The sequence below is a fragment of the Methylobacterium sp. Leaf87 genome (genome assembly GCF_001422775.1).
Lineage (GTDB): Bacteria > Pseudomonadota > Alphaproteobacteria > Rhizobiales > Beijerinckiaceae > Methylobacterium.
This window is the reverse complement of the sequence record NZ_LMMI01000011.1, coordinates 34,200-58,217: the sequence shown is the minus strand read 5'-3', so window position 1 is coordinate 58,217 and position 24,018 is coordinate 34,200. Positions and strand designations below refer to the sequence as shown.

23 protein-coding genes and 1 pseudogene are annotated in these 24,018 nt (G+C 70.9%); 10 read left to right on the top strand and 14 right to left on the bottom strand.

The genetic code is table 11. The features are described 5' to 3' along the window. Window positions 1-121 (bottom strand): annotated as a pseudogene (locus ASF22_RS23660) (IS5/IS1182 family transposase); the annotation flags it as partial. Window positions 122-267: 146 nt separating this feature from the next. After that, entirely contained in the window at window positions 268-1,455 is a 1,188-nt protein-coding gene (locus ASF22_RS07895; protein WP_056263181.1) for a DUF2778 domain-containing protein, read from the bottom strand. A 308-nt stretch (window positions 1,456-1,763) separates the two neighbouring features. Here ASF22_RS07895 and hemW point away from each other — a divergent pair, with 308 nt between their 5' ends. After that, window positions 1,764-2,942, top strand: coding sequence for a radical SAM family heme chaperone HemW (hemW, locus tag ASF22_RS07890; protein ID WP_056263177.1), 1,179 nt, complete (start codon window positions 1,764-1,766; stop codon window positions 2,940-2,942). 92 nt (window positions 2,943-3,034) lie between these two features. On the opposite strand, the gene ASF22_RS07885 is transcribed toward hemW, so the two are convergent. Beyond that, window positions 3,035-4,303, bottom strand: coding sequence for a penicillin-binding protein activator (locus tag ASF22_RS07885; protein ID WP_156647635.1), 1,269 nt, complete (start codon window positions 4,301-4,303; stop codon window positions 3,035-3,037). 120 nt (window positions 4,304-4,423) lie between these two features. Between ASF22_RS07885 and rsmI the strand changes: the two genes are divergently transcribed. Both rsmI and ASF22_RS07875 read left to right on the top strand, forming a co-directional pair. Then, window positions 4,424-5,389 carry a 16S rRNA (cytidine(1402)-2'-O)-methyltransferase gene (rsmI, locus tag ASF22_RS07880; RefSeq protein WP_056263197.1) on the top strand — a complete coding sequence of 322 codons (966 nt, stop codon included), beginning with the start codon at window positions 4,424-4,426 and terminating at the stop codon, window positions 5,387-5,389. Continuing rightward, the gene (locus tag ASF22_RS07875) at window positions 5,376-5,771 is read left to right on the top strand and encodes a YraN family protein (RefSeq protein WP_056175710.1); all 396 of its coding nucleotides are present in this window, start codon (window positions 5,376-5,378) and stop codon (window positions 5,769-5,771) included. The genes rsmI and ASF22_RS07875 overlap by 14 nt, the downstream gene beginning before the upstream one ends. A gap of 3 nt (window positions 5,772-5,774) precedes the next feature. Here ASF22_RS07875 and ASF22_RS07870 read toward each other — a convergent pair whose 3' ends face one another. Then, entirely contained in the window at window positions 5,775-6,164 is a 390-nt protein-coding gene (locus ASF22_RS07870) for a response regulator (RefSeq protein ID WP_056175593.1), read from the bottom strand. A 296-nt stretch (window positions 6,165-6,460) separates the two neighbouring features. Between ASF22_RS07870 and ASF22_RS07865 the strand changes: the two genes are divergently transcribed. Genes ASF22_RS07865 through ASF22_RS07855 form a run of 3 tightly spaced genes read left to right on the top strand, consistent with a single transcriptional unit; the run spans window position 6,461 to window position 9,314 of the window. Next, window positions 6,461-7,405: a glycine betaine ABC transporter substrate-binding protein gene (locus ASF22_RS07865; protein ID WP_056175590.1), complete on the top strand. Its 945-nt coding sequence runs from the start codon at window positions 6,461-6,463 to the stop codon at window positions 7,403-7,405. Continuing rightward, entirely contained in the window at window positions 7,402-8,589 is a 1,188-nt protein-coding gene (locus tag ASF22_RS07860) for an ABC transporter permease subunit (RefSeq protein ID WP_056263175.1), read from the top strand. The genes ASF22_RS07865 and ASF22_RS07860 overlap by 4 nt, the downstream gene beginning before the upstream one ends. Then, entirely contained in the window at window positions 8,586-9,314 is a 729-nt protein-coding gene (locus ASF22_RS07855) for an ABC transporter permease subunit (RefSeq protein WP_056263172.1), read from the top strand. Before ASF22_RS07860 ends, ASF22_RS07855 begins: the two co-directional genes overlap by 4 nt. Here the strand turns inward: ASF22_RS07855 and ASF22_RS07850 are convergent. Both ASF22_RS07850 and ASF22_RS07845 read right to left on the bottom strand, forming a co-directional pair. After that, entirely contained in the window at window positions 9,301-10,536 is a 1,236-nt protein-coding gene (locus ASF22_RS07850) for a L,D-transpeptidase (protein ID WP_056175581.1), read from the bottom strand. The genes ASF22_RS07855 and ASF22_RS07850 overlap by 14 nt on opposite strands. An 87-nt stretch (window positions 10,537-10,623) precedes the next feature. Continuing rightward, window positions 10,624-11,496: an extensin family protein gene (locus ASF22_RS07845; protein WP_056175707.1), complete on the bottom strand. Its 873-nt coding sequence runs from the start codon at window positions 11,494-11,496 to the stop codon at window positions 10,624-10,626. 273 nt (window positions 11,497-11,769) lie between these two features. On the opposite strand from ASF22_RS07845, the gene ASF22_RS07840 reads away from it, so the two are divergent. Next, window positions 11,770-13,842 carry a M3 family metallopeptidase gene (locus tag ASF22_RS07840; RefSeq protein ID WP_244473006.1) on the top strand — a complete coding sequence of 691 codons (2,073 nt, stop codon included), beginning with the start codon at window positions 11,770-11,772 and terminating at the stop codon, window positions 13,840-13,842. Window positions 13,843-13,923: 81 nt separating this feature from the next. Continuing rightward, window positions 13,924-14,862, top strand: a complete 939-nt coding sequence (locus tag ASF22_RS07835) for a hypothetical protein (protein WP_056263169.1) — start codon at window positions 13,924-13,926, stop codon at window positions 14,860-14,862. Between the two features lie 150 nt (window positions 14,863-15,012). On the opposite strand, the gene ASF22_RS07830 is transcribed toward ASF22_RS07835, so the two are convergent. The 8 genes from ASF22_RS07830 to recQ form a co-directional block, all read right to left on the bottom strand. Then, the gene (locus ASF22_RS07830) at window positions 15,013-15,228 is read right to left on the bottom strand and encodes a hypothetical protein (protein WP_056175574.1); all 216 of its coding nucleotides are present in this window, start codon (window positions 15,226-15,228) and stop codon (window positions 15,013-15,015) included. Window positions 15,229-15,531: 303 nt separating this feature from the next. After that, the gene (locus tag ASF22_RS07825) at window positions 15,532-16,431 is read right to left on the bottom strand and encodes an NAD(P)/FAD-dependent oxidoreductase (RefSeq protein WP_056263166.1); all 900 of its coding nucleotides are present in this window, start codon (window positions 16,429-16,431) and stop codon (window positions 15,532-15,534) included. 122 nt (window positions 16,432-16,553) lie between these two features. After that, window positions 16,554-16,898, bottom strand: a complete 345-nt coding sequence (gene grxD, locus ASF22_RS07820; RefSeq protein ID WP_056175569.1) for a Grx4 family monothiol glutaredoxin — start codon at window positions 16,896-16,898, stop codon at window positions 16,554-16,556. Window positions 16,899-16,942: 44 nt separating this feature from the next. Then, a complete protein-coding gene (locus ASF22_RS07815) occupies window positions 16,943-17,452 on the bottom strand; it encodes a DUF29 domain-containing protein (protein ID WP_056175566.1) in 510 nt (169 codons plus the stop codon). A 43-nt stretch (window positions 17,453-17,495) separates the two neighbouring features. Continuing rightward, window positions 17,496-17,732: a BolA family transcriptional regulator gene (locus tag ASF22_RS07810; protein WP_056095688.1), complete on the bottom strand. Its 237-nt coding sequence runs from the start codon at window positions 17,730-17,732 to the stop codon at window positions 17,496-17,498. A gap of 26 nt (window positions 17,733-17,758) precedes the next feature. After that, window positions 17,759-19,984: a phosphoribosylformylglycinamidine synthase subunit PurL gene (gene purL / locus ASF22_RS07805; protein WP_056263163.1), complete on the bottom strand. Its 2,226-nt coding sequence runs from the start codon at window positions 19,982-19,984 to the stop codon at window positions 17,759-17,761. A gap of 108 nt (window positions 19,985-20,092) precedes the next feature. After that, window positions 20,093-21,256, bottom strand: a complete 1,164-nt coding sequence (locus tag ASF22_RS07800) for a hypothetical protein (protein ID WP_056263195.1) — start codon at window positions 21,254-21,256, stop codon at window positions 20,093-20,095. Window positions 21,257-21,415: 159 nt separating this feature from the next. Beyond that, window positions 21,416-23,269 carry a DNA helicase RecQ gene (recQ, locus tag ASF22_RS07795; RefSeq protein ID WP_056263161.1) on the bottom strand — a complete coding sequence of 618 codons (1,854 nt, stop codon included), beginning with the start codon at window positions 23,267-23,269 and terminating at the stop codon, window positions 21,416-21,418. 104 nt (window positions 23,270-23,373) lie between these two features. Between recQ and ASF22_RS07790 the strand changes: the two genes are divergently transcribed. Then, window positions 23,374-23,613 carry a type II toxin-antitoxin system VapB family antitoxin gene (locus ASF22_RS07790; RefSeq protein WP_056263159.1) on the top strand — a complete coding sequence of 80 codons (240 nt, stop codon included), beginning with the start codon at window positions 23,374-23,376 and terminating at the stop codon, window positions 23,611-23,613. Then, the gene (locus ASF22_RS07785) at window positions 23,613-24,017 is read left to right on the top strand and encodes a type II toxin-antitoxin system VapC family toxin (RefSeq protein WP_056263156.1); all 405 of its coding nucleotides are present in this window, start codon (window positions 23,613-23,615) and stop codon (window positions 24,015-24,017) included. The genes ASF22_RS07790 and ASF22_RS07785 overlap by 1 nt, the downstream gene beginning before the upstream one ends. Window position 24,018: the final 1 nt, after the last annotated feature.

Genomic DNA, 24,018 nt, shown 5'->3' with positions numbered 1-24,018 from the left:
CCTCGCGAAGTGAATACTCGCGCTGCCCCGCATCCTCGCGCAGCAGCGTCAGGTACGGCGCGACCAGCGCCCATTCATCATCGGAAACATCGGACGGGTAGGCTTGGCGCGAAGAGGTCATGCCTCCTCATCTGGATTCCAGACCGCTCAGGTCCATAACAGCCTCTAGAGTATTTTCCATGATCCTCCGATCACGGAAAATTCTCTAAGTTATTGTTGGGTCGCATTTTCTTCACGCGAGCCGGTATCCACCTCGCTTGAAAATGCTCAGCGGCTCGCCAAGCCGTAGCGACGCCCGTTCAGGGGCGGTCCGTCCTGGCCGTTGCCGGCCACCACCACGAGGCGCTGGACCTCGCCGCGGAGATACGCCTGCAGGAAGCGGTTGTAATCGCGAAAGACCACGCAGCCGTTGGACGCGCCGCTCGGTCCGAGCATGTAGGTGTGGGCGAGCAGGCCGACGCGGCCGTGGATCGCGGCGGGGCCGCCCACGGGGTTGAGGCGGATCGCCCGTACCCCGTGGAACAGGGCCTCGCGCTCGCGCAGATCGTAGGTGCCGGGCGGCGTCGCGCCCCGCATGGTGAGGTGCACGTTGCGCGGGTTGTCCTGGCTCGGTCCGAGGCCTGAATGCGCCTCCAGCACCTCGCCGTTGGGCAGGGTCACCCGCCCGGCGGTGATGTCGTAGATCGCGATGCCGCCGCCCGCCACCGGGGCGGGCCCCGGAACCAGGCGCTGGCGCGACGGGACCGCCTCCGACGCCCCGTCCACGGAGGCGTAGGCCGTGGGGGCCGGGGCATCGCCGAAGATGCGATCGAACAGGGAGGGCTCCTCGACGCCCGCCGCCCGGAACACGCTCTGGGTCGAGGGCAGGGCGGGACGCCGGGCGAGGCGCGCGGTGACGGCGACGGGCGCGCGCCGGAACTCGGGCGGACGCGGGACCGGCAACGGTATCGGCAGCGGCACCGACAGGGCGACCTGCTCGGGGCGTGGCAGGGAAGCGGCGACGGGCGTGGAGCGCGCCGGGGTCGCGGCCATCTGCACCGCCGAAGGGGCGGCCTCGGAAGGGACGGCCTCGGGCGGGGCATCGGCGGCGGCAACCCGGACGTCGACGGCCGGCGCCGGCTCGGCCCGTTGGAAGCCCGAAGCCAGGGGCCCCAGGGAGAGGGGACCGGTGAGGAGGGTGGCGCCGATGGCGGGCGTGGGATCGAGCATCCAGGCGTAGTCGGCGGGCAGCGGCCGGGCGGCGGCCGTCTCGGACGCCGCTGCGACGCTCACCGGTACCGCTGCGACGCTCGCCGGTACCGCTGCGACGCTCATCGGCGCCGCGTCGCTCCCGCCGCCGAGGCGGGCTCCGGCGAGGCCGAGGGCCCCCACCGAGACGGCGAGCAGCATGCGGTTGCGGCGGCGGCGACGCTCCTGCCGGGGAGAGCGGTGCGAGCGGAGCGCGACATAGGTCATGGGGACTCGAACTCGATACGCATGTCCCGTTCGGGCAGCCCGCGCCGAGCCCTGTCCGCGCGGGTGCACCGCGCGGACCTGACACGAAATCGGGAGTCACCGTGAAGGGAACGATTTACCGTAAGTGTCCGTGAGTAAGCACGGGCTTGGTTAATCTCGCCTGAAGCGCATCAGCGTATTCGCGCAGAAAAACCGGCCGCGTTGGTTCAGTTCGACACAGGCGGGGGCATCCGGCGGCGGCACGCGGCGGCGCATCCGGAAGAAAGGTCGGGATTGCCAAACGCGCGGCGCGCGCGCACATCGCGGCCATGACCGAACCGACAGGCCCGGACCATCCGACCCGCGACGCGGGCTTCGGGGTCTACGTCCATTGGCCCTTCTGCGCCGCGAAGTGCCCGTACTGCGATTTCAACAGCCACGTGCGCCACGCGCCCGTGGATGAGGTCCGCTACCTCGCGGCCTTCCGGGCCGAGATCGCCCACATGGCCGCGCGGACGCCCGGCCGCACCGTCTCCAGCGTGTTCCTCGGCGGCGGCACGCCCTCCCTGATGCGGCCCGCCACCGTGGCGGGGCTGCTCGACGCCGTCGCGGGCGCGTGGGCCGTCGCGCCAGACGTCGAGATCACCCTGGAGGCCAACCCGACGAGCGTCGAGGCGGAGCGGTTTCGCGGCTACCGGGCAGCGGGCGTCAACCGGGTGTCGCTCGGCGTCCAGGCCATGGACGATGCCGCCCTGAAGGCCCTGGGCCGGCTCCACACCGCGCAGGAAGCCATGGCGGCGGTGCGGGTCGCGGCGACGCATTTCGAGCGCTACTCCTTCGACCTCATCTATGCCCGGCCCGACCAGGGCCTCGCGGCGTGGCGCGCGGAACTCGAGGGGGCCATCGCCCGGGCGGCCGAGCACCTCTCGCTCTACCAGCTCACCATCGAGCCCGGCACGCCGTTCTTCGGCCTCGCCGCCGCCGGCAAGCTGGTGCCGCCCGACGACGACCATGCCCGCGCCCTCTACGACGTGACCCAGGAGGTCTGCGACCGGGCGGGGCTCCCGGCCTACGAGATCTCGAACCACGCCCGCCCCGGCGCACAGTCGCGCCACAACCTCCTGTACTGGCGCTACGGCGAGTACGCCGGCATCGGCCCCGGTGCCCACGGGCGCCTCGTGGCCCCTGACGGGCGCCTCGGCACCGTCACCGAGCGGGCGCCCGAAGCGTGGCTCGCCCGGGTCGAGCGCGACGGGCACGGCATCGCCGAGACGGAGCGCCTGTTGCCGGCCGACCAGGGCGACGAATTCCTGATGATGGGCCTGCGCCTGTCCGAGGGCATCGACCCGGCCCGCTACGCCGCGCTCAAGGGCCGCGTCCTCGACGCCGCCCGGATCGAGACCCTGGTGGCCGACGGGCTCCTCGCCCGGAGCGCCGGCGGCCGCATCGCCGCGACCCCGCGCGGAGCCCCGGTGCTCAACGCCGTCGTGGCGGCGCTGGCCGCCTGAATCACCGGGATGTCCGGTTCGCCGGTCCAGGCTCCTCCGCCTGCATCGGCGTCACCGAGAACCGGTTCGCCCTTCGTTGGCCGAGGCTCCGGTCACGTCCCCGAGGGCCCGAGCACCCGCGGCGCCGGGCTGACCACCGCGGGGGCGCCGCTGCGGATCTCGTAGACCGCGAGGGTCCGGTCGCTCGGGCCGTCGGGCCGGAACCGGAAGGTGCCGTCGACGCCGGAGAAGCCCGACGGGTTGGTGAGCGTGGTGTCGGCGAAGCGCTGCGAGCCGAATTGCCGGCTGAGCGCCGCCGTGAGCGATACGGCGTCGTACGCGAGGGTCGCCACCCGCGGTGGCACCGCCCCGAACCGTGCCTGATAGCGCTGGGAGAAGTTCGAAAAGCCCGCCGCGTCGGGGGCCGCGAACCAGCCGCCCTGGAGGGAGGGCAGGGCGAAGGCGCGGGGATCGTTCCACACGGCGGTGCCGAGGGGCCGGACCCGGGTCGGCGAGAACCCGGCCTTGGCGAGGACCGTGTCGAGGGCGGCGAGGCCGTCCGGCGTGTCGGGGAGGAACAGGGCGTCGGCCTGGGCGCCCCCGCCCGTGATCAGGCCGGAGAGCCGCCCCACCGCCGGACCGGGATTGCCCGGCGCATAGCGCTCGATGCCGACGAGACGGGCGCCTTTGCGCGCCACGGCCTCGCGGAACTGCGCTTCCACGGCGTTGCCGTAGCTGTTCTCCGGAATCAGGGCCGCGAACGAGCGCCGGCCCTTGGCCACGGCCTCGTCGACGATGCGGTCGACCTCGGCCTGGGGCAGGAAGCTCAAGAGGTAGACGCCGCGCGCCGCCACCGCCGCATCGGTGGAGAACGCGATGACGGGCTTGCCCGCCGCGCGGGTGGCCACGGACGCCGCCTGGACGTTGGCGGCGAAGAGCGGACCGAGCACGAGTTCGGCCCCATCCGCCAGGGCCGCCTGGGCAGCCTCGCGGGCGCCATCCGCCGTCCCGCGATCGTCCTTCACCAGGATCTGGAGGTCGGGTTTCTGGAAATCCTCGACGGCGAGTTCGGCGGCGTTGCGGAGCGCCGCCCCCACGGCCGCGCCGGGGCCGGTCAGCGGCACCACGAGGGCGACCTTCACCGCGCCGGTGCCGATCCGGGTCCCGGAGGCGGCCGGTCCCGGGCCGGTCTCGCCCGGGGGCAGGTCAGTCGGGGGGAGATCGGCCGGCGGCGAAGCGGCGACCACGGGCGGCGCGGACCGGCGTCCGGCGCGCGGGCCGCCGTCGGGGCCGCCGATGCAGCCCGCCAGGGTCAGCGCCAAGGCCGACGCCAGGGTACCGACGCCCCAGACGCCCATCTGCCGCCACTTCGCGCGTATCATCGCGGCTCCCCTGTCGCCGAGCGTCCCATCACGTTGGGAGTGTCGTTCGCAAAAGTAAATGTGCGTGCCGGGGGATACACGCATTCCGCACGGAGGCGCCGGCATGGCATGGTCCCGCCCATGACACAGCGAAGCGACAAGCCGGGCCGACCGCGCCGGGACGCCCCGGCGGGGCCGGCAAAACCCATCTCCACCTTCACGGCCTTCGGTCTCGCGGCGGAAGCCGAACCCCTCGATCCGGGGCTGCACGTGGTGGCGACGCCCATCGGCAACCTCAGGGACGTCTCGTTCCGGACGCTCGCGACCCTGGCGGCGGCCGACACGGTGCTGGCCGAGGACACCCGCGTCACCCGCACCCTGCTGATGCATTACGGGATCACCACGCCGCTGGTGGCCTATCACGAGCATTCCAACGCCGCCGTGCGCGAGCGGATGATCGCCCGGATGCAGGCCGGCGAGGCCCTGGCCCTGGTCTCGGACGCGGGCACGCCCCTGGTCTCCGACCCCGGGTTCAAGCTCGTCCAGGCGACCATCGAGGCCGGCATCCGGATCACGCCGATCCCCGGCCCTTCGGCGGTGATGACCGCCATCGTCGCCGCCGGCCTGCCCACCGACCGGTTCTTCTTCGAGGGCTTCCTGCCGCAGAAAGCGGGCGCGCGCCGCAACCGCCTGGAGGACCTGGCGCAGGTCCCCGGCACCCTGGTGCTGTTCGAATCCCCCCACCGCCTGCCCGAGATGCTCGTCGATGCCGCCGAGGTCTTGGGGGCCAATCGCCCGGCGGCAGTCGCCCGTGAACTGACCAAGCTCTACGAGACCATCCGGCGCGGCAGCCTCGGCAGCCTCGCGGCGACCTTCGCGGAGGAGGGGGCGCCGCGGGGCGAGATCGTGGTGATCATCGGCACCGGCACCGAGGAGCCCGATCAGGCCGAGACCGATGCGGGCCTCGATGCCGCCCTGACGGCGGCGCTCGCCCGCCACTCCATCAAGGACGCCGCCGCCCTGGTGGCCGACGAGACCGGCCAGCCGCGCCGGGTGGTCTATGCCCGCGCCCTGGCCCTGTCCCGGCGGACCGATGACGAGGCCTGAGCCCCGCACCAAGGATGCCGCCCGGCGGCGCGCCACCCACGGACGCGGCCTCACGGGCGAGACCCGCGCGCTGCTGGCGCTCCTGCTGAAGGGCTACTGGCCGCTGGCCCGGCGCTACGCGGCCGTGGGCGGCGAGATCGACCTCGTGGTCCGGCGCGGACGCACCATCGCGTTCGTCGAGGTGAAGGCACGGGCGGACCTGGAGACGGCCCTCGACGCGATCGACGGGCGAAAGCGGGCACGGTTCTCGCGCGCGGTGCGGGGCTGGATCACGGCGCACCCGGCCCATGCCGGGTTCACCCTGCGGGCGGATGCCGTGCTGGTCGCACCGGGGCGCTGGCCGGCCCACGTGGCCGACGCGTTTCCCCTGGACGGGCGGTGACGGTCAGGCCCGCGCGGCGGCGACGGCGGCGAGCAGGGTGCGCTTGAGGTCGGCCTGGCTGAACGGCTTCTGCACGACGGGACGATCGCGGAACGGCTCGCGGATGCCGGCACCGCCGTAGCCCGTGGAGAACACGATGGGGAGGTTGCGCTTCACGATGGCCTCGGCCACCGGATAGATCGGCTCGCCGGCGACGTTCACGTCGAGGATCGCCACTTCGAAGTTCTCGACCTGCGCCATCTCGAGGGCCGTCGAAAGGCGGGCGGCGGGGCCCACCACCGTGCAACCGAAATCGAGCAGCATGTCCTCGAGCAGCATCGAGATCGCCGCCTCGTCCTCGACGACAAGCACGCGAGCCCCGTTCAGAAGGTCTTCGTCCACTTGAGCACTCACGCCGGGGCTTCTTCCCTTCGATTCGTTCCGGGTTCGGGAACGTCGTCTACAAAGAGGAGTCTTGGATCGACCTCGGCTCAGGTGCTTCCACCCTCGACCGCGAGCGCGACAACATTGCCGAAGATCCGGTACGACGTGGGCCGTTCCGGGACGAAGCGAGCCGTCGCCCGTTCCGCCGAGCGTGTCAAGCGCTTCCCCGGCTCCGGACGACGCCGAAAGACGTTGATGTTACGAAGTGATACATTTGCGTCTCAGCCGGCCGAAATAGGATCCCCGCACCGGGGGTGAAGGGATTTATGTCGGAACGGTTTCCACCTCGCCCACACGTCCTCGACCGGCGCATCCTGCTCGCGGGCCTTGCGGGAGCGGCCGTTGCCCCGTCACGACCGGCGCGGAGCGCTGCCCCCCTCGTCGTCGCCTCCAAAAGCGACACGGAGGGGGCGCTGACGGGGGCGATGATCGCCCTGGCGCTCGAAGCCCTCGGCCTGGCGGTGGTGACGAAGCTCGGCCTCGGCCCGACGCTGATCGTGCGCAACGCCCTGCTGTCGGGCGAGGTGGACCTCTATCCCGAATACACCGGCAACGGGGCGTTCTTCACCGATACGGTGTCCGACCCCGCCTGGAAGACGTCGGACGGCGCGTTCGCCGCCATCGCCCGCGCGGATGCGGGCCGCGGCCTCGTCTGGCTCGATCGGGCGCCGGCCAACAACACCTGGCTCATCGCCGTGAACGGAGCCCTCGCCCGGCGCGAAGGGCTCGCCACCATGGCGGATTTCGCCCGGGCCGTGGGGCGGGGCCTGATCCGGCTCGCCGCCTCGACGGAGTTCGTCGAGAGCCCCGCCGCCCTGCCGTCCTTCGAGGCCGCCTACGGGTTCCGGATGCCGCTGGATCGCATCGTCAGCCTGCCGGGCGGCGACACGGCGGTGACGGCCCGCGCGGCGGCGCAGGGGATCAGCGGCGTCGATGCCGGCATGGTCTACGGCACGGACGGGGCCCTCGATGCCCTGGACCTCGTGGTGATGGAGGACCCGAAGGGGGCGCAGATCGTCTACGAGGTCGCGCCGGTGATCCGGGCCGGGACCCTCTCCCGCCATCCCGAGATCCGCCCAGCCCTCGCCCGCATCTTCACCGGCCTCGACGCCCCGACCCTGCGCGGGCTAAACGCCCGCATCACCGTGGAGGGCGTCGTGGCCGAGACCGTAGCGCGCACCTACCTGACGGAGCGCGGGTTCCTGAGATGAGCGCCCCCGGACAGGCCCACGGACGGGCGGCCGGTGCCGCGCGCGGATTGCCGGCTGTGCTGGCGCTCGCCTGGTTCGTCGGCCTCGGGGCAGCCCTCGTCCACGGGCCGCTGCTCACCATCGCGGCCAATCGCCTGGTTCCCGGCGTTCCGGTGGCCGGCTGGGCCGGTCTCGGGCCCGCCCTGCCGGGCGTGCTCGTCCTGTCCGCCCCCGCGGCGGGCCTCCTGGCATCCGCATCCGGAGGCCGGGCCGGTGCCGTCGCCCTGGCCCTGCTCCTCGCCGCCGCCGGGCTTCTGGCCTGGGGAATCGGACACGGCGCCGCCCTGCGGATGGCGGCCGAGCCTCCGGCGGCGCGGGCCGGTCTCGGCGCCGGGGCGTGGCTCGCCGCCGCCCTGCTCGCCGCGGCCCTCGGGGTCGCAGTCCAACGCGAGCGCCGTCCCGGCCTCGGGCTCGGCATCGTGCTCCTCGTCGGGGTCGGACTGATCGTGGCCGGGCGGGCCGGGACCTTCGCGGCCCTGTCGCTCGCCGTCGAGTATGCGGGCCGGCGCGCGGCCCTGCACGCCGCCTTCGTCGAGCATCTCGCCCTGGCGGGCGGCGCCCTCGCGCTGGCGATCCCCGTGACGATCGGGCTCTCCCTGTGGCGGCGCGGCCAGGACCTCGTCGGGATCGTGGTCGGCGGGCTTCAGGTGGTGCCGGCGGTGGCCCTGCTCGGCGCCCTGGTGGCACTCACCGGCGGCCTCCTACGGGCGGTACCGGCGCTGCGCGAACTCGGCTTCTCCGCCCTCGGGCCGGGACCGGCCGTGGTCGGCATCGCCGCCTACCTGCTCCTGCCCCTGTGGCGCGGCCTCGCTTCGGCGTTGCGGGCGCCCGACCCCGACAGCCTCGACGCGGCGCGGGCCTTGGGTCTCACGGACGCACAGATCCTCGTACGCCTGCGCCTGCCGCTGGGTGCGCCGCAACTCGTCGGCGCCCTGCGGGTCGCTGCGGTCCAGGCCATCGGCCTCGCCACCCTCGGCGCCCTCATCGGGGCCGGCGGCCTCGGCCGCATCGTGTTCGACGGCATGGCGCAGTTCGCCCCCGATCTCATCCTCCTCGGCGCCGTGCCGGTGATCGCCCTGTCGCTGGTCGCCGAGCGGGCGTTGAGCGGGGTGGAAGATCGGATGCGCGTCGGAGCGCCCGCATGAGGCTGCGGCGCATGGTGCCCATCGGCCTCATCGGCCTCGTCCTGGCGGCCGTCAGCCATCCGGTGGTCGCGACCGAACTCGCGAAACTCCTCGGCGAGGCACCGCGCCGGGCGCTGGATTTCGACCGCCTCCTCGTCTTCGCCGTGCAGCACCTCGTGCTCGCGGGGACCGGCCTCGGGCTGGTGACGACCCTCGGGCTCGGCCTCGGCATCCTGGCGACCCGCCGGGCCGGCGCCGCCTTCCGTCCAGCCATCGACGGCCTCGCGGCCGGCGCGCAGGCGGTGCCGCCCGTGGTGGTGGTGGCCCTCGCTCTGCCGATCCTCGGGTTCGGCGGACCGCCGACCCTGCTGGCACTCGTGGCCTACGGGGTGATGCCGGCCCTGCGCGGCACCGTGGGCGCCCTGGAGGCGGTCTCGCGCGACGCCATGGCGGCTGCGGAGGCCATGGGGATGACCCGCCGGCAGATCCTGTTCTCCGTCGAACTCCCCCTCGCCGCGTCAGAGATCGTCGAGACCCTGCGCACGGCCCTGGTGCTGGCGGTGGCCACCGCCGCCGTGGGGGCGCTCGCGGGCGCCTCCACCCTCGGCACCCCCATCGTCGCCGGGTTGCAGAACCAGAACACCGTACCGATGCTCCAGGGGGCCGCCGCCACGGCGGCCCTGGCCTTCCTCGGCGACGCCGCCCTGCTCGGGCTTGCGGCGGCGTTCCGGATCAATCGTCCTTGAACGCCACCTCGGTGCCCGGGGCGACGCGCAGGGCGAGGCTGCGCGCGTCCCAGTTCGTGAGGCGGATGCAGCCGTGCGATTCGGTCTTGCCGACCTTCTCGGGCTCCGGCGTGCCGTGGATGCCGTAGGACGGGATCGCGAGATCGATCCAGACCACGCCCACGGGATTGTTGGGGCCAGGGGGAATCGTGAACTTCTCCTTCGTCTTCACGCCCTTGAACGCGTATTTCGGGTTGTAGGTGTAGGTCGGCGCGAAGGCGACGCCCTTCACCTTGGTGTTGCCCGACGGCGCCGGCTTCTCGGCGCTACCGATGGAGGCCGGATAGAACGCCAGAAGCTTGCCGGCCTTGTCGAAGGCACGCACGTGCCGGGTGGTCTTGTCGACGGTGATGCGGGCGACGTCCTTCGTCGGCCTGTCCTCGGATTTCGACGTGTCGTCGGCCTTGGATTTATCGTCGGCCTTGGATTTTTCTTCCGGTTTGGATTTCTCGTCCGGTCTGGGCTTGCCCGTCTCCAGGGCCGGTACCGCCGCGACGGTTATCACCGTACCGGCCTTGTCGAGGGGCTTGTCGGGGTTAAGGGCCACGAGCAGGGCGCGGGCCATGTGGAACCGCTCGGCCAGCATCTCGCGCGGGTTGGTGTAGGACAGGGCCTCGAGGTCCGCTTGGCGCTCCATCTTGGGCGGGATCGTGGCCACGTAGGGCCCCGCCACGTCGGCCTCCGTCAGGGTGTACTCGGCCGTCACCGGCTCGGTGCTGGTCGCCGCGAGCTTCTCGAACACCTCCGCGTTCACCGCCTCGGTGGCCGGCAGGCCGTTGGCCGTGGCGAAGGCTGCGAGGGCGCCGCGCATGTTCTCGCCGTCGCGCCCGTCGATGGCGCCGGGGGAGAACCGTGCCCGGTCGAGGAGAACCTGCACCTTCACCAGAAGCGGATCGGGCCGCTTGTCGTCGGCCTTGGCGGTCTTCTTAGTCCGGACCTTTTCGTTACGGACTTTTTCGCCGTCGGAGGGCTTTGTGTCGGAAGACTTGCTGGCGGATGCCGGGGCGGCGGCCTCGATGGCGTCGCGGGTGAGGGCCGACGAAGCCGCGTCGACTTTGCCGGGAGCTTCCTTACCGAGGGCTTCCTGGCCGGCGGCTTGTTTGTCCGGAGCCGCCGCCACGCCGCCGGCGAGGCAGGCCAGGGCCAGCAGAGAGACGCCGCCCATCATCGAAAATCTACGCATCGTCCAGCGTCCGCATCCTGCCCGGGGCGCCGTCGCCCACGCGCCGGAACAAGCGTGACCGACCGCAAGCCGTTCCGCCGATGGGAATTATTGGCAGAGGCGGTGGCCGGCGGTACGTTCGCGTTCGTCGAGGTGGAAGTGGTTGGCGTGCGCCGCGTCCGTGCCCGGCCCCAGGACCGTGCGGAAGAAGCCGCACGCCTTGGCACGGGCATGGGCGAGGAAGGCCGCCTCCGGCGTGCCCTCGGGCAGGGGGGCTACGGCGATGACGGCGCGGTTCGCGAAGGTGAAGCCCATGACGTCGATGCCGTTGGCGAAGGCGTGCTCGCTCAGCTTGGCGTCGGGATCGTGGTTCTGGCCCCGGCAAAGGTAGGTGGTGCCGAGGCTCAGGCCCTTGAGCGGCTGCGACAGGTCGCGCTCGGCCAGGGTCTGCGCTTCCGTGGCCCAGCGCGCCAGGGCCTCGGCGGCGCCGCACACGAGGGTGGCGGGCGGGTTCAGGGCGAGGTCGCCCGCGAGCGCCGTGATCTTCAGGGGCCGTGCCGCGCCGCACTGCCCGTCCGAGAGGGCGGGCACGGGTTCGAAGCGGGCGCCGAGGCGCTCGAGGCGCTGGCGACAGGCGGTGTCGTCGGCCGCCGCGACCGTCACGGCGAGGGCCGCCTCGCCGGAGAGTTCGGGCGGACGCGCCGGGGGCAGGGGCGTGGGCTCTGCCGGTTTGGTCTCGGCGGGTTTGGTCTCGGAAGCTTTGGTTTCCGCGGGCTTGGTGTCGTCCGGCTTGATCTCGGGCGCCTTCACGGCCGGGGTGGTCAGTTCCGGCGGGCGCTCGGGCGGACGCGGCGCGTCGAGGGACGGGCCGGGCTCGGGCGGACCGGTCACGAGCTCCGCCGGGCGGGCCGGCGGTGCCGGCGGTGGCACCGGGATCGCCGTCTCGGCTTGCGCGCGGGCGCCCCCGCAGAGCGCCAGCATCACGAGGCCGCAGCGGAACAGGGCCGGTGCGGCTTTGGGCGAGGGCGCGGGCATCCGGTTCCAATCCTGTCCGGACCTTGACCCTGCAAGGCGGTCGACGGTGCCCGCACGATCGGCGCATCGGCGCCCCGGGACAAGGGCAGGGCCGCAACAGCCGCGCACCATCGGCCTCGCGCACGCGACCGTCGGACCTCGCGCGCGCCGGACTTGCGCGCGCCGGACTTGGGCCTACCGTGCGGCCGACACGTCCGAGCCCATAGACCCAGGATGACCATGACCGCCGGTACCCCCTCGACGTCCACCGCCTCCCTCGGCCCCTTCGCCGAGCGCGACTGGGCGACGCCCCACGGCCTGCCGCCGTTCGAGCGCATCGCGCCCGCCCATTACCTCCCGGCCTTCGAGGCGGCGCTCGCCGCCCACAATTCCGAGATCGACGCCATCGCCAAGAACCCCGAGGCGCCGCGCTTCGACAACACCGTCGGTGCCCTGGAGCGGGCCGGCCACGCCCTCGACCGGGTCGCGGGCGTGTTCTTCAACCTCAGCGGCAGCCACACCAACCCCGACCTCCAGGCGGTGGAGCGCGCCATCACCCCGCGCCTCGCCCGCCACGGCAGCGCCATCTACCTCAACCCGGATCTCTGGGCCCGCATCTCCGCCGTCGATGCCGACGCCGAGGATCTCGGGCCGGAGGAGCGCCGGGTGCTCGACCGCTACCGCACGCGCTTCCGCCGCTCCGGCGCCGACCTCGCCCCCGAGGCCAAGACCCGCATGGCCGAGATCGCCGGCCGCATGGCGGAGCTCGGCACCAGCTTCAGCCAGAACCTGCTCGCCGACGAGGGCGCCTTCGCCCTGCCCCTCGACGGCGCCGACGATCTCGCCGGCCTGCCCGACTTCCTGCGCGATGCCGCCGCCGCCGCCGCGAAGGAGCGCGGGGGCAAGCACGGCCACGTCATCACCCTGTCGCGCTCCCTCATCGAGCCCTTCCTGGTGTTCTCCACCCGCCGGGACCTGCGCGAGCGCGCCTACGAAGCGTGGTCGAAGCGCGGCGAGACCGGGGGCGAGACCGACAACCGCGGCATCATCGCGGAGATCGTGGCGCTCCGCGCCGAGCGCGCCCGCCTCCTCGGTTTCGACAGCTTCGCCCACTTCAAGCTCGCCGACACCATGGCGGGCACCCCCGACAACGCCATGGACCTCCTGCGCAACGTCTGGACGCCGGCCCACCAGCAGGCGGCGGCCGAGCGCGACCGGCTCCAGGGGCTGGTCCAGGCGGAGGGGCACAACTTCAGCCTCGCCCGCCACGATTGGCGCCACTACGCCGAGAAGCTGCGCCGGGCCGAGCACGATCTCGACGAGGGCGAGATCAAGCCTTACCTGCCCCTCGACGGGGTCATCGCGGCCGCCTTCGACACGGCGACGCGCCTGTTCGGGCTGCAGTTCGAGGAACTCGCGGACGTGCCGCGCTACCACCCGGACGTGCGCGCCTGGGCCGTGCGCGACGCCGACGGCTCGGACGTCGGCGTGTTCCTGGGCGACTACTTCGCCCGCGCGTCGAAGCGCAGCGGCGCCTGGATGAGCGCCTTCCGCTCGCAGGAGCGCCTCGCCGGCACGGTCCGGCCGATCATCGTCAACGTGATGAACTTCGCCAAAGCCCCCGAGGGCGAGGCGACGCTGCTGTCCTTCGACGACGCCCGCACCCTGTTCCACGAATTCGGCCACGCCCTGCACGGGCTCCTCTCCGACGTGACCTATCCGCTGCTGGCCGGCACGGCGGTGGCGGGTGATTTCGTCGAGCTGCCGTCGCAGCTCTACGAGCACTGGCTCGAACAGCCCGAGGTCCTGCGCCGGCACGCCCGCCACCACCGCACCGGCGAGCCGATGCCCGAAGACCTGCTGAAGCGCCTGCTGGCGGCCCGCACCTTCAACCAGGGTTTCGCCACCATCGAGTACACGTCGTCGGCCATCGTCGACATGACCCTGCACCTGTCGAATGCCGGCGAGGCCGGCCTCGACGTGCTGGCCTTCGAGGCGGACGCCCTCAAGCGCATCGCCATGCCGGCCGAGATCGCCATGCGGCACCGGACCCCGCACTTCGCCCACATCTTCTCCGGGGACGGCTACGCGGCGGGCTATTACAGCTACCTGTGGTCGGAGGTGCTCGACGCCGACGCCTTCGACGCGTTCCGCGAAGCCGGGGACATCTTCCATCCGGAGACGGCGGCGCGTCTGCGCAAGTTCGTCTACGGCGCCGGCAACCTGCGCGATCCGGGCGAGGCCTACACGGCCTTCCGCGGGCGGCTGCCCAGCATCGACCCGCTCCTGCGCAAGCGGGGGCTGGCCGCCTGATGGACGGGCCCACCTTGGTAACCCTTCCGTAAACAAGCATGCTTAACCAATGCTTCCTGACATCTTCGGGAAGCATTGGTCATGACGGACACGGTCGGAACGGCGTCGGACACCTCGCCGGAAGCCCTGCTCAAGCGGGCGGTGATGGGCGCCAGGACGAAGGCTGCGGCCAAGCCCGCCACGGGGGACGCCGCGCTCGGGAACACCTCGGGCTTGGGCGCAGCGGTGCCTGCCTTTCGCCGGATCGATCCGCGTCTCGCCGGCCTCGTCGGGGCGGCCCTGCTCCTCGGGGGGGTCGTCGGCGCCGGCGCGAGCCGCCTCGCGGCGACGGGCGACGACCGTGCGACGGGGGAGATGGCCGACATCCAGCGCCAGCTCGGCGCGGCGCAGGCCGAGACCGAACGGCTGACCACGGCCCTTGGGCAGGTCGGCAAGGCCATTGCGCACACGCAGGAGACCGTCGACGCGGCCCGCACGGAGGCGCGGACCCGCAGCACCGCCGTGGTCGATCGCGTCGCCCGGACGGAACAGACCCTCGCCGCCAAGTTCGCGACCCTGAGCGAACGCTTCGAACAGACCGAGAAGGACCAGGCCGGGCGCCTCGCGACCCTGACCGCCCAGGTCGAGAAGCGAAGCGCCTCAACGGCACCGGCCGCCGTGAAGCCGGAGCCCACGGTCACTGGATCGCTTCCGGACGCCAAGGTCCAGACCGACAGATTCCAGGCCGACAAGGTCCTGGCCGAAGCCAAGATCCAGGCCGAAGCCAAGATCCAGGCCGAAGCCAAGGTGCAGGCAGATGCCAAGGCGCAGGCGGCGTCGAAGCCGCCCGCCAGCGACAACTGGGCCGTGCGCGAGGTCTACGACGGCATCGCGGTTCTGGAGGATCGCAAGCGCCGCCTCGTCGAGGTCGGAATCGGCGATACGGTCCCGGGCGTCGGCCGCATCGAGACCATCGAGCGCCGGGGCCGGGCCTGGGCCGTCGTGACCCGCCAGGGCGTGATCACCCCGCAAGCTTGGTAGGCTGCGCCGGATTTGGTCAGCCGTACCGGCCTTCCGAGGCACGGTTCGCAATGAAAAAGCCGCCGTCCCGGTCTGGGGCAGGCGGCTCGAATTCCCCCGGTGGTCGGGCTCGATGGTCGAGGCAGTTCAGCGCCGGCCGAGGACCGAGCCTCAGGTCGCCTGCGCTTCGATCTCCACGTCGCAGGGGCACATGGGATAATGCGGCTCGATGGTCATCGGGTCGGCCATGATCGAGGCGCGCAGGGCGCGGTTGCGTCCGTGCGTGAGTGCCCGTGTCTGCGCCTCCTGGGAGGGGTGCAGGATCGCGGCGAGGAAGGCGTGGCCCTCGAACTCCGCATCGAGATTCTTGGCTTCGAACACTGGCATGGCGTTCACCGACCCGGCGCCGTTGAGGTCTCCAAAGGGAGCCGCGACCCGGTCATTGGCAGAAAGCGTGGATAACGCCAATAAGTTCCCGGCGCACATGTTGATTGATGATTAATTTACATTTGCGTAGTTCGAGCCGTTGATTGGGTGCGGCGGCGCACGCGAATACATCGGATCACTGATGATGCACCGCAGCGCCCTTCCGGCCCGACGGGCGCCGTCGATCGGCTTGCCGCCGTTGCGCCGCAAAGATGCCCGATTCGCTCGGGGGTGATTCGGGCCGCTGCGAATCACGAATGGTGGTCACGCCGCGTCGTCCTTCAGAAGTTCGGTGTTGATCGCGAAGGCCGCCATCGCGCCTTCGGCCGCCGCCACCACGGCGAATTGCACCCGACGGGACGCATCCCCCGCCACGTAGAGGCCGGGCACGTTGGTGCCCTCGTAATCCCCCGTCGGCACGATGCCCTTCGGGGTCAGGTCGCAGCCGAGTTGCGTGATGAGGTCGGACGGGCGGCATCCCCCGGGCGTGAGGAAGACGGCGTGGCACGGCCGCTCGGTCCCGTCCGCGAACACGAGCCGCTCCGCCCGCTCGCCGTTCCCCGCCAGGCGCGCCACGGCGCCGTCGGCGACCCCGATCCCGTGGCGGTCGAGGCGGGCGCGGTCCGCCTCCGACAGGCTGTCGGCCCGGTCGTCGGTGCACAGGGTCACGTCCCGGCTCCAGACGATGAGTTCGAGGGCGAGGCCGACGCCGGCGTGACCGTGTCCGTAGGCGACCAGGGGCTGGTCGCGGCTCTCGTAGCCGTCGCAATACGGGCAGGTGTGGACGCCGCGCGTCCAGTAGGTGTCGAACCCCTCGACCGTGGGCAGGTCCTGATGCAGCCCCGTGGCGAGGACGAGGCGGCGTGCGGTTTCCGTTTGGCCGTCGGCCAGAACCACCGCGAAGGCATCACCCTCGCGGCGCGCCGCCGTCACCTCCGCGGTGCGGCATTCCACGGTGGGGTAGCGCGCGAGATCGGCCCGCCCCTGCGCCCGCAGGGCGGCGGGTGGCGTCCCGTCGCGGGTGAACAACCCCCAGGTCCGGGGCGTCGCGGCGTTGCGGGGGTCGCCGCAGTCGATCAGCAGGACCGATCGGCGACAGCGGCCCAGGATGAGCGCGGCGTTGAGGCCGGCGGGTCCGCCACCGACGATGATGGCATCGTGCATCGGTCGATCGCTCCGGGATGGTGGTGCCGGTACACCAACGACCGGAGGCGCCAACCCGTTGCCGGACACGAAAAAGGGCGCCCGCGGCGCCCCTTTCCATTCGCAGGGTTTCGGGTGCCCGTTCAGGCGGCCGTGGTCGCGGCCTTCACCGGGATGCCCTTCTCGGACAGGAACTGCTGCAATTCGCCCGACTGGAACATCTCGCGGGTGATGTCGCAACCGCCGACGAACTCGCCCTTCACGTAGATCTGCGGGATCGTCGGCCAATTGGAGAAGGCCTTGATGCCGTCGCGGATCGCCATGTCGTCGAGGACGTTCACGCCCTTGAACGGCACTTCGAGGTGGTTGAGGATCTGCACGACCTGGCCCGAGAAGCCGCACATGGGAAATTGCGGCGTGCCCTTCATGAACACGACCACGTCCTGGGATTCGATCTCGGTCTTGATGGCGGTGTTGGCGTCGGTCATGGGAATCCTCGTATGGTCGGGAACGGTGTGCGTCACCGTTGAGGTCAGGATTGATTCGTCGATTTCAAGGCCGTCGCGTCGGCGATGGCGCGGAGAGCGGCATCCAGGTCGAAGGGCGCGACGAGAAGGTCGTCCGGTCCCAAAGGGCATCGGGCGGGCAGATGGGGGAGCAGAGTATCCCCATAGGTGGTCAGGCCTAGTTTGGCCTGCGACTGAGCGACGGACCAGATCTTGTCCCAGTCCAGGCGCTGGCGCATCGACCGCTCGTAGCGGGTGAACGCGGCGACCTGGAATGTACCGGCCTCCTTCCGCCAATGCTCGACGGAGAGGGTATCCGGCGCGGACAAGCGTTTGAGCAAATGCGCCAGAGTCTGTGCCAGCAGGCTTTCCACGGCACCGATCTGCGAACGCCCCACGCTCTCGATCTCCTCGGCGACGTTCTCCCAATCGAGGATGTTCGACAGGTCCGGCCGGCGCGCGAGTTCGCGAAGGGTCGACGCCTGCTGCTCGGCCCAGGTCACGATGTCGTCGTCGTAGAGGCTCGGCTGGTCCATGCGGTCCGCCCCGTGAGGTCCCTCGCTTCGCGAAGGGCGCCCCTCAATCCTGGGGGACGCCCGTGGTGAGCGCAAGGGCATGGAGCACGCCCCCCATGCGCCCCTGAAGCGCGCCGTAGACCATCTGGTGCTGGGCCACCCGGGTCTTGCCCTTGAAGGCGGCGGACAGGACCGTGGCGGCGTAGTGATCGCCGTCCCCGGCCAGATCCTTGATCTCGATCCGGGCGTCGGGCAGTGCCTCGCGGATCATCGCCTCGATCTCACGCGCATCCATCGGCATGGGAAGTCCTCCTGAACAGCGGGGATTTATGCGGGAACGCCGGCGGGCTGGCTCGCCATATAGGCGGGCAACCAGCCCTCGTGGGCTTCGCGCAGGTCGGCGACGGCGATGGATTCGCCGCCCGGCAGGGTGATGCGATCGCCCCCCGTCACGCCGACCACGAGGGCGTCGATCCCCTGCGCCGTGGCGCTGTAGAGGAGGTCGGGCGCGGTCTCGGCATCGACGGCGAGGAGATAGCGGGCCTGATCCTCTCCGAAGAGGTAGGCGTGCGTCGCCATGCCGGCCGGCACCTCGGGAAGTGCCGCGCCGATGCCGCCCGCCATGGCCATCTCGGCCACGGCGACGGCGAGGCCGCCATCCGAGAGATCGTGCACGGTGTCGACCTGGCCGGAGACGATGAGGCCGCGCACGAAATCGCCGTTGCGGCGCTCGGCGGCGAGATCGACGGGCGGCGGCGCGCCCGCCTCGCGGCCGGCGATCACCGCGAGGTAGACGGACTGGCCGAGCCAGCCGGCGGTGTCGCCGACGAGCACTAGGAGGTCGCCCTCGCGCTTGAGCGCCAGGGTGGCGTGGCGGGTCACGTCGGCGAGGACGCCGACGCCGCCGATTGTCGGGGTCGGCAGGATGCCCACCCCGTTGGTCTCGTTGTAGAGCGAGACGTTGCCGGACACGACGGGGAAGTCGAGGGCGAGGCAGGCCTCGCCGATGCCCTTGAGGCAGCCGACGAGCTGGCCCATCACCTCGGGCTTCTCGGGGTTGCCGAAATTGAGGTTGTCGGTGATGGCGAGCGGCGTGCCGCCCACCGCCGTGATGTTGCGCCAGGCCTCCGCCACGGCCTGCCGGCCGCCCTCGACGGGATCGGCCTCGCAGTAGCGCGGCGTCACGTCGGCGGTCATGGCGAGGCCCTTGGGGCCGTCCTCGACGCGCACGATGGCCGCATCCCCGCCGGGCTTCTGCACGGTGTTGCCGCCGATGAAATGGTCGTACTGCTCGTAGACCCAGCGCTTCGAGGACAGGTCCGGCGACCCGACGAGGCGCTTCAGGGCCTCCGCGCTGCCCACGGTCTCGGGCACTTCGGACGCCAGGATCACCGGCTGGTGGGTGTTGGCGATATGAGGCCGGTCGTAGAGCGGGGCTTCGTCGCCGAGTTCCTTGATCGGCAGATCGGCCATCACCACGCCGTCGTGCTTGACCACGAAGCGCAGCGTGTCGGTGGTGTGCCCGATGATCGCGAAATCGAGGCCCCACTTCACGAAGATGGCTTGCGCCTCGGCCTCCATGCCGGGCTTGAGGACCATGAGCATGCGCTCCTGGCTCTCCGACAGCATCATCTCGTAGGCGGTCATGCCGGCCTCGCGGGCCGGGACCTTCTCGATGTGGAGCTCGACGCCGAGATCCCCCTTGGCGCCCATCTCGACGGCCGAGCAGGTGAGGCCGGCGGCCCCCATGTCCTGAATGGCGATGACGGCGCCCGACGCCATGAGTTCGAGGCAGGCCTCCAGCAGCAGCTTCTCGGCGAAGGGGTCGCCGACCTGCACGGTGGGGCGCTTCGACTCCGACGCGTCGTCGAACTCGGCCGACGCCATGGTGGCGCCGTGGATGCCGTCACGGCCGGTCTTCGAGCCGAGGTAGACGATGGGGTTACCCACGCCGGTGGCCGCCGCGTAGAAGATCGCGTCGGTCTTGGCCAAACCCACCGCCATGGCGTTGACGAGGATGTTGCCGTCGTAGCGCGAATGGAAGCCCATGAGGCCGCCCACCGTCGGCACGCCGAAGGAATTGCCGTAGCCGCCGATGCCCGCGACCACGCCCGAGACGAGGTGGCGGGTGCGCGGATGGTCCGGCGAGCCGAAGCGCAGGGCGTTGAGTGCCGCAATGGGGCGCGCCCCCATGGTGAACACGTCGCGAAGGATGCCGCCCACGCCCGTCGTCGCGCCCTGATAGGGCTCGATGAAGCTCGGGTGGTTGTGGCTCTCCATCTTGAAGACGCAGGCCAGGCCGTCGCCGATGTCGATGACGCCGGCATTCTCGCCCGGCCCCTGAATCACCCACGGCGCCTTGGTCGGCAGGCCGCGCAGGTGCTTGCGCGAGGACTTGTACGAACAGTGCTCGTTCCACATGGCCGAGACGATGCCGAGCTCGGTCAGAGTCGGGTCGCGCCCGATGAGGCCGCGGAAGCGGTCGTACTCGTCGGGCGTCAGGCCGTGCTGGCGCACCAGTTCGGGGGTGATCGGAACATCGTTGCGGAACATGCGGCCCCTCTCGACACGATCCAGTTCGGCCGTCTCGGTCGAGACGGCTCTAGAGCGTTAGGGCGCGCCCTGGCAACACGCGATCGTCGCGCGACCGTTCCATGCACCTCATGGAACGGCGGATTCCTCCGTCACACGGGCCTTGGGATGTTCCGCGCCGTCGCGCCAGCGCCGGATCGCGGCGTGGACCGGCTCGGGCCCGGCGACGAAGGCGACGTAGTCGAACGCGTGCGGGTCGCGGCTCGACATGAGCAGCTGGAAGTGCATGCGGAACAGGTTCCACTTGCGCCGCTTGAGGATGCGCTTCTCGATGAGATCCTCGATGCGGACGTGGATTTCCACCGGCCGGTGCGCCATCGGCGCCGGCACCCGCGAGGCGCTCAGGGGATTGCGTTTGTGGATGGAGAGCCAGTCCCATTTCGCCCGGACATCGAGCCAGCCGACGGCATCGCAGGCGGCGACCCGCGCCAGGGACGCCCGCATCGCCACGGCCCGGGGGTCGAGGGTGATCCAGGGAATCACGCTGCCGATGCTGACGAACGAGACCGGGGTACCGCGCCGGCCGAACTCGGGATCGCGGGCGAGCACCCGGTCGAGGACCTCGATGCCGAGGAAGCTCGAAGAGGAATGGCCGATGACCACGATCTCACCGGCCCGGCCGTCCGCCGCCCGGATGAGATCGGCGAAGGCGTCGAGGCGCGCATTCATCCGCGCCTCGCGCCCGTCGGCATGGTCGTGGGTGAAGGCGGTGTCGTCGACGAGATGCGCGACATAGAACGGCTTTCCCCGCGTCACCGCCATGAGCCCGGCGAGGATCGCGTAGGCGAGCGCCGGCGCCGAGAGCCAGGACCAGGGGCGCGTCCAGTCAGGAAGCAGGCCGACGAGACCCAGCGCGGCCCCGAAGCTGAAGACCACGAGCGCCAGGTAGATGAGGTGGACGCCGACGATCACCCGGGAAAAGCGTCGCGCCTCGCGACGGAAGCGTCGAACGTAGCCCATGCGCCAGAGTCGCCACCACAGGGCCGGCACGGCGAGGAGGCGGCGCGTGTTCCCACGGGGAAACCGGGCGGCGACGATGTCGTCCCAGCGCAGCAGGGTGTAGCGAGTCTCGGTGCCGTCCGCCGCCACCCTCCAGTCGAGGCGCAGGCCGTCGGGCGAGCGCTCAGGATCGCCCACCGTGATCGCCATGCCGCGCCGGGCTGCGGTCAGACGACTCTCGCGACGGAACAGGCCCCAGTAGGTCTCGGGCGCGCGCGGATCGAAGCCCGGCATGTAGAAGATGTGGCGCGGCCTGGTCTCGGCCGAGGGGGCGTCCTGAGCGATGGGGCTGTCCGTCCGATGATGCGATGGAACGCGGGTCTCGGCGGTCGCAGCGGCGACCACGCCCGTCCCTACACGATCAAGATCCCGTCCGACGAGTGCGAAACCGCATCACGAAGACCCGGCTGAGGCGTGCGACAGGAACTCGGCGATGGCCTCGACGAAGCGTGCGCCATAGGCCTCGCGCTTGCGCTCGCCGACGCCGTGGACCGTGCGCAGGGCGTAGAGATCGACGGGTTTGGAGCGCGCCATCTCGATGAGGGTGCGGTCGGGGAACACCATGAAGGCGGCGATGCCCTCGGCGCGCGCGATGGTGGCGCGCAAGCCGCGCAGGTGCTGGAACAGGGCCTCGGTGGCCGGGTCGAGATCGAGGCTGGCATCGTCGCGCGAGACCGCGCGCTTGCGGTCGCGCGGCTCGGCGACCTTCGGCTCGGGGTCCGGCCGCATCTGGATGGTCTCGCGGCCGAACAGGATCGCCTCGCCCTTGTCGGTGAGTGAGAGCCCGCCGAAGCCGTCGCCGTTCTCGGACACGGCGCCCGCGGCAAAGAGCTGCCGCAGCATGGCGCGCCAAGCCGCGACAGGCTTGTCGGCGCCGACCCCGAAGGTCTTCAGGGCGGCGTGGCCGTTGCGGCGGATCGGGTCGGATTCCTTGCCGTGGACCACATCGCAGACATAGGCCGCCCCGAAGCGCTGGCCGGTGCGGACGATGGCCGAGAGCAGCTTCTGTGCCGGCACCGTGGCGTCGACGAGGGAGACGCCCGAGCGGCACAGGTCGCAGCGTCCGCACGGCTCGCTCGCCTCGCCGAAATAGCCGAGGAGCGACTGGCGGCGGCAGGTGGCGCCCTCGCACAGCGCGATCATCGCCTCGAGCTTGCGCCGCTCGACGCGGCGACGCTCGTCCGGCACCTCCTTCTCGTCGATCTGCCGCCGGCGGAGCGACATGTCGTCGAGGCCGTAGATGGTGAGGGTGTCGGCGGGCAGGCCGTCGCGGCCGGCGCGGCCGATCTCCTGGTAGTAGCCTTCGACGTTGGACGGCATGTCGGCGTGGCAGACGAAGCGCACGTCGGGCTTGTTGATGCCCATGCCGAAGGCGACGGTCGCCGTCATCACCACGCCGTCCTCCTGCAGGAACGTGTCCTGGTTCTTCATCCGCGTGCCTTGGTCGAGGCCGGCGTGATAGGGCAGGGCGTTGAAGCCGTCCTTGGCAAGGCTTTCGGCGAGCTGCTCCGTACGCTTTCGCGAGGAGCAGTAGATGATTCCGCTCTCGGAGCGGCGGTGCTTGAGGAAACGCTCGATCTGCCGGGTGGGGTTGTCCTTCGGCACGAAGGTCAGGCGGATGTTCGGCCGGTCGAAGGAATGGACGAACGCCTTGAGCTCGCGGCCCGCGGGAAACAGCCGCTCGGTGATGTCGGCCCGCGTCGCCTTGTCGGCGGTGGCGGTGAGCGCCACGGTCTGGACGTTGCCGAGCGCCTCGCGCGCGCGCGACAGATCGCGGTATTCGGGTCGGAAATCGTGGCCCCATTGCGAGACGCAGTGGGCCTCGTCCACGGCGAGGCGCCGAACGCCGGCGCCCCGCAGGGCATCCATCAGCCCTTCCATCATCAGCCGCTCGGGTGAGACGAAGAGGAGGCGCAGATCGCCGGAGCGTATCTGGCGCCAGGTCTCGCGCGAAGTCGCCTCGGGCACGGAGGAGTTGAGGGTGGCGGCGGCTACACCGAAGCCGAGCATCTGCTGAACCTGATCGTGCATCAGGGCGATCAGGGGAGAGACCACCACCGTGAGCGAGGATTCCACCAGGGCGGGCAGCTGGTAGGTCATCGACTTGCCCGAGCCCGTCGGCATCACGGCGAACACGTCGGTCCCGTCGAGCACCGCGCCGATGACCTCGTCCTGGCCGGGGCGGAAATCGTCGTAGCCGAAGGTCGTTTTCAACGCGGCGCGGGCTTCATCGAGGCGAGTGTTCATCGCTACCTTCAGGATTTCAACTTTTGGTTGTTTTTGTGGAATGGGTAGCTTGCGCGAAAGTCGTGTAGGCACCATCGTAAACGCGTCTACACGAGGGGCGTACGATGGCGCTGAATATCCGTAGCGAGGAGGTTAACCAACTCGCTGAAACGCTGGCATCAGCGGCAAGGGTGAGCAAGACCGAGGCCGTGCGAATGGCGCTCGTCAACGAGTTGGCGAGACGGGAGGCGAAGCCGTCGCTTTTGGAACGCATCAAACCGATCCAGGATGCGATTGCCGCCTATCCCAGAACGGGCCTGAAGGCCGACAAAGCCTTTTACGACGATCTCAGCGGTGAGCCGTGATGTTCATCGACGCATCTGCGATCGTAGCGATTCTCCAGCGCGAACCCCATTTCAAGGCGCTCGTAGACCGGCTCGAAAAGACGAGTTCCGCGATGACATCGGCGATCGCGATCTTCGAATCGACATTGGCGATCAGTCGTCTCGGTACGATTCCAACCACCGAGGCGGAGGAAAAGGTCCGCAGCTTTCTGGCAGCATCCGAAATCGCCATCGTGCCGATCGATGGCCGAGACGCAAGTCATGCGATCTTCGCGCATCACCGCTACGGAAAGGGCAGGGGCCACCCCGCGCGCCTCAACCTCGGCGACTGCTTCGCCTATGCCTGCGCCCAAACTCGTGTTGTCCCACTCCTGTTCATCGGCAACGATTTTTCGCAGACCGACATTCCATCCGCCCTCGCGTGAG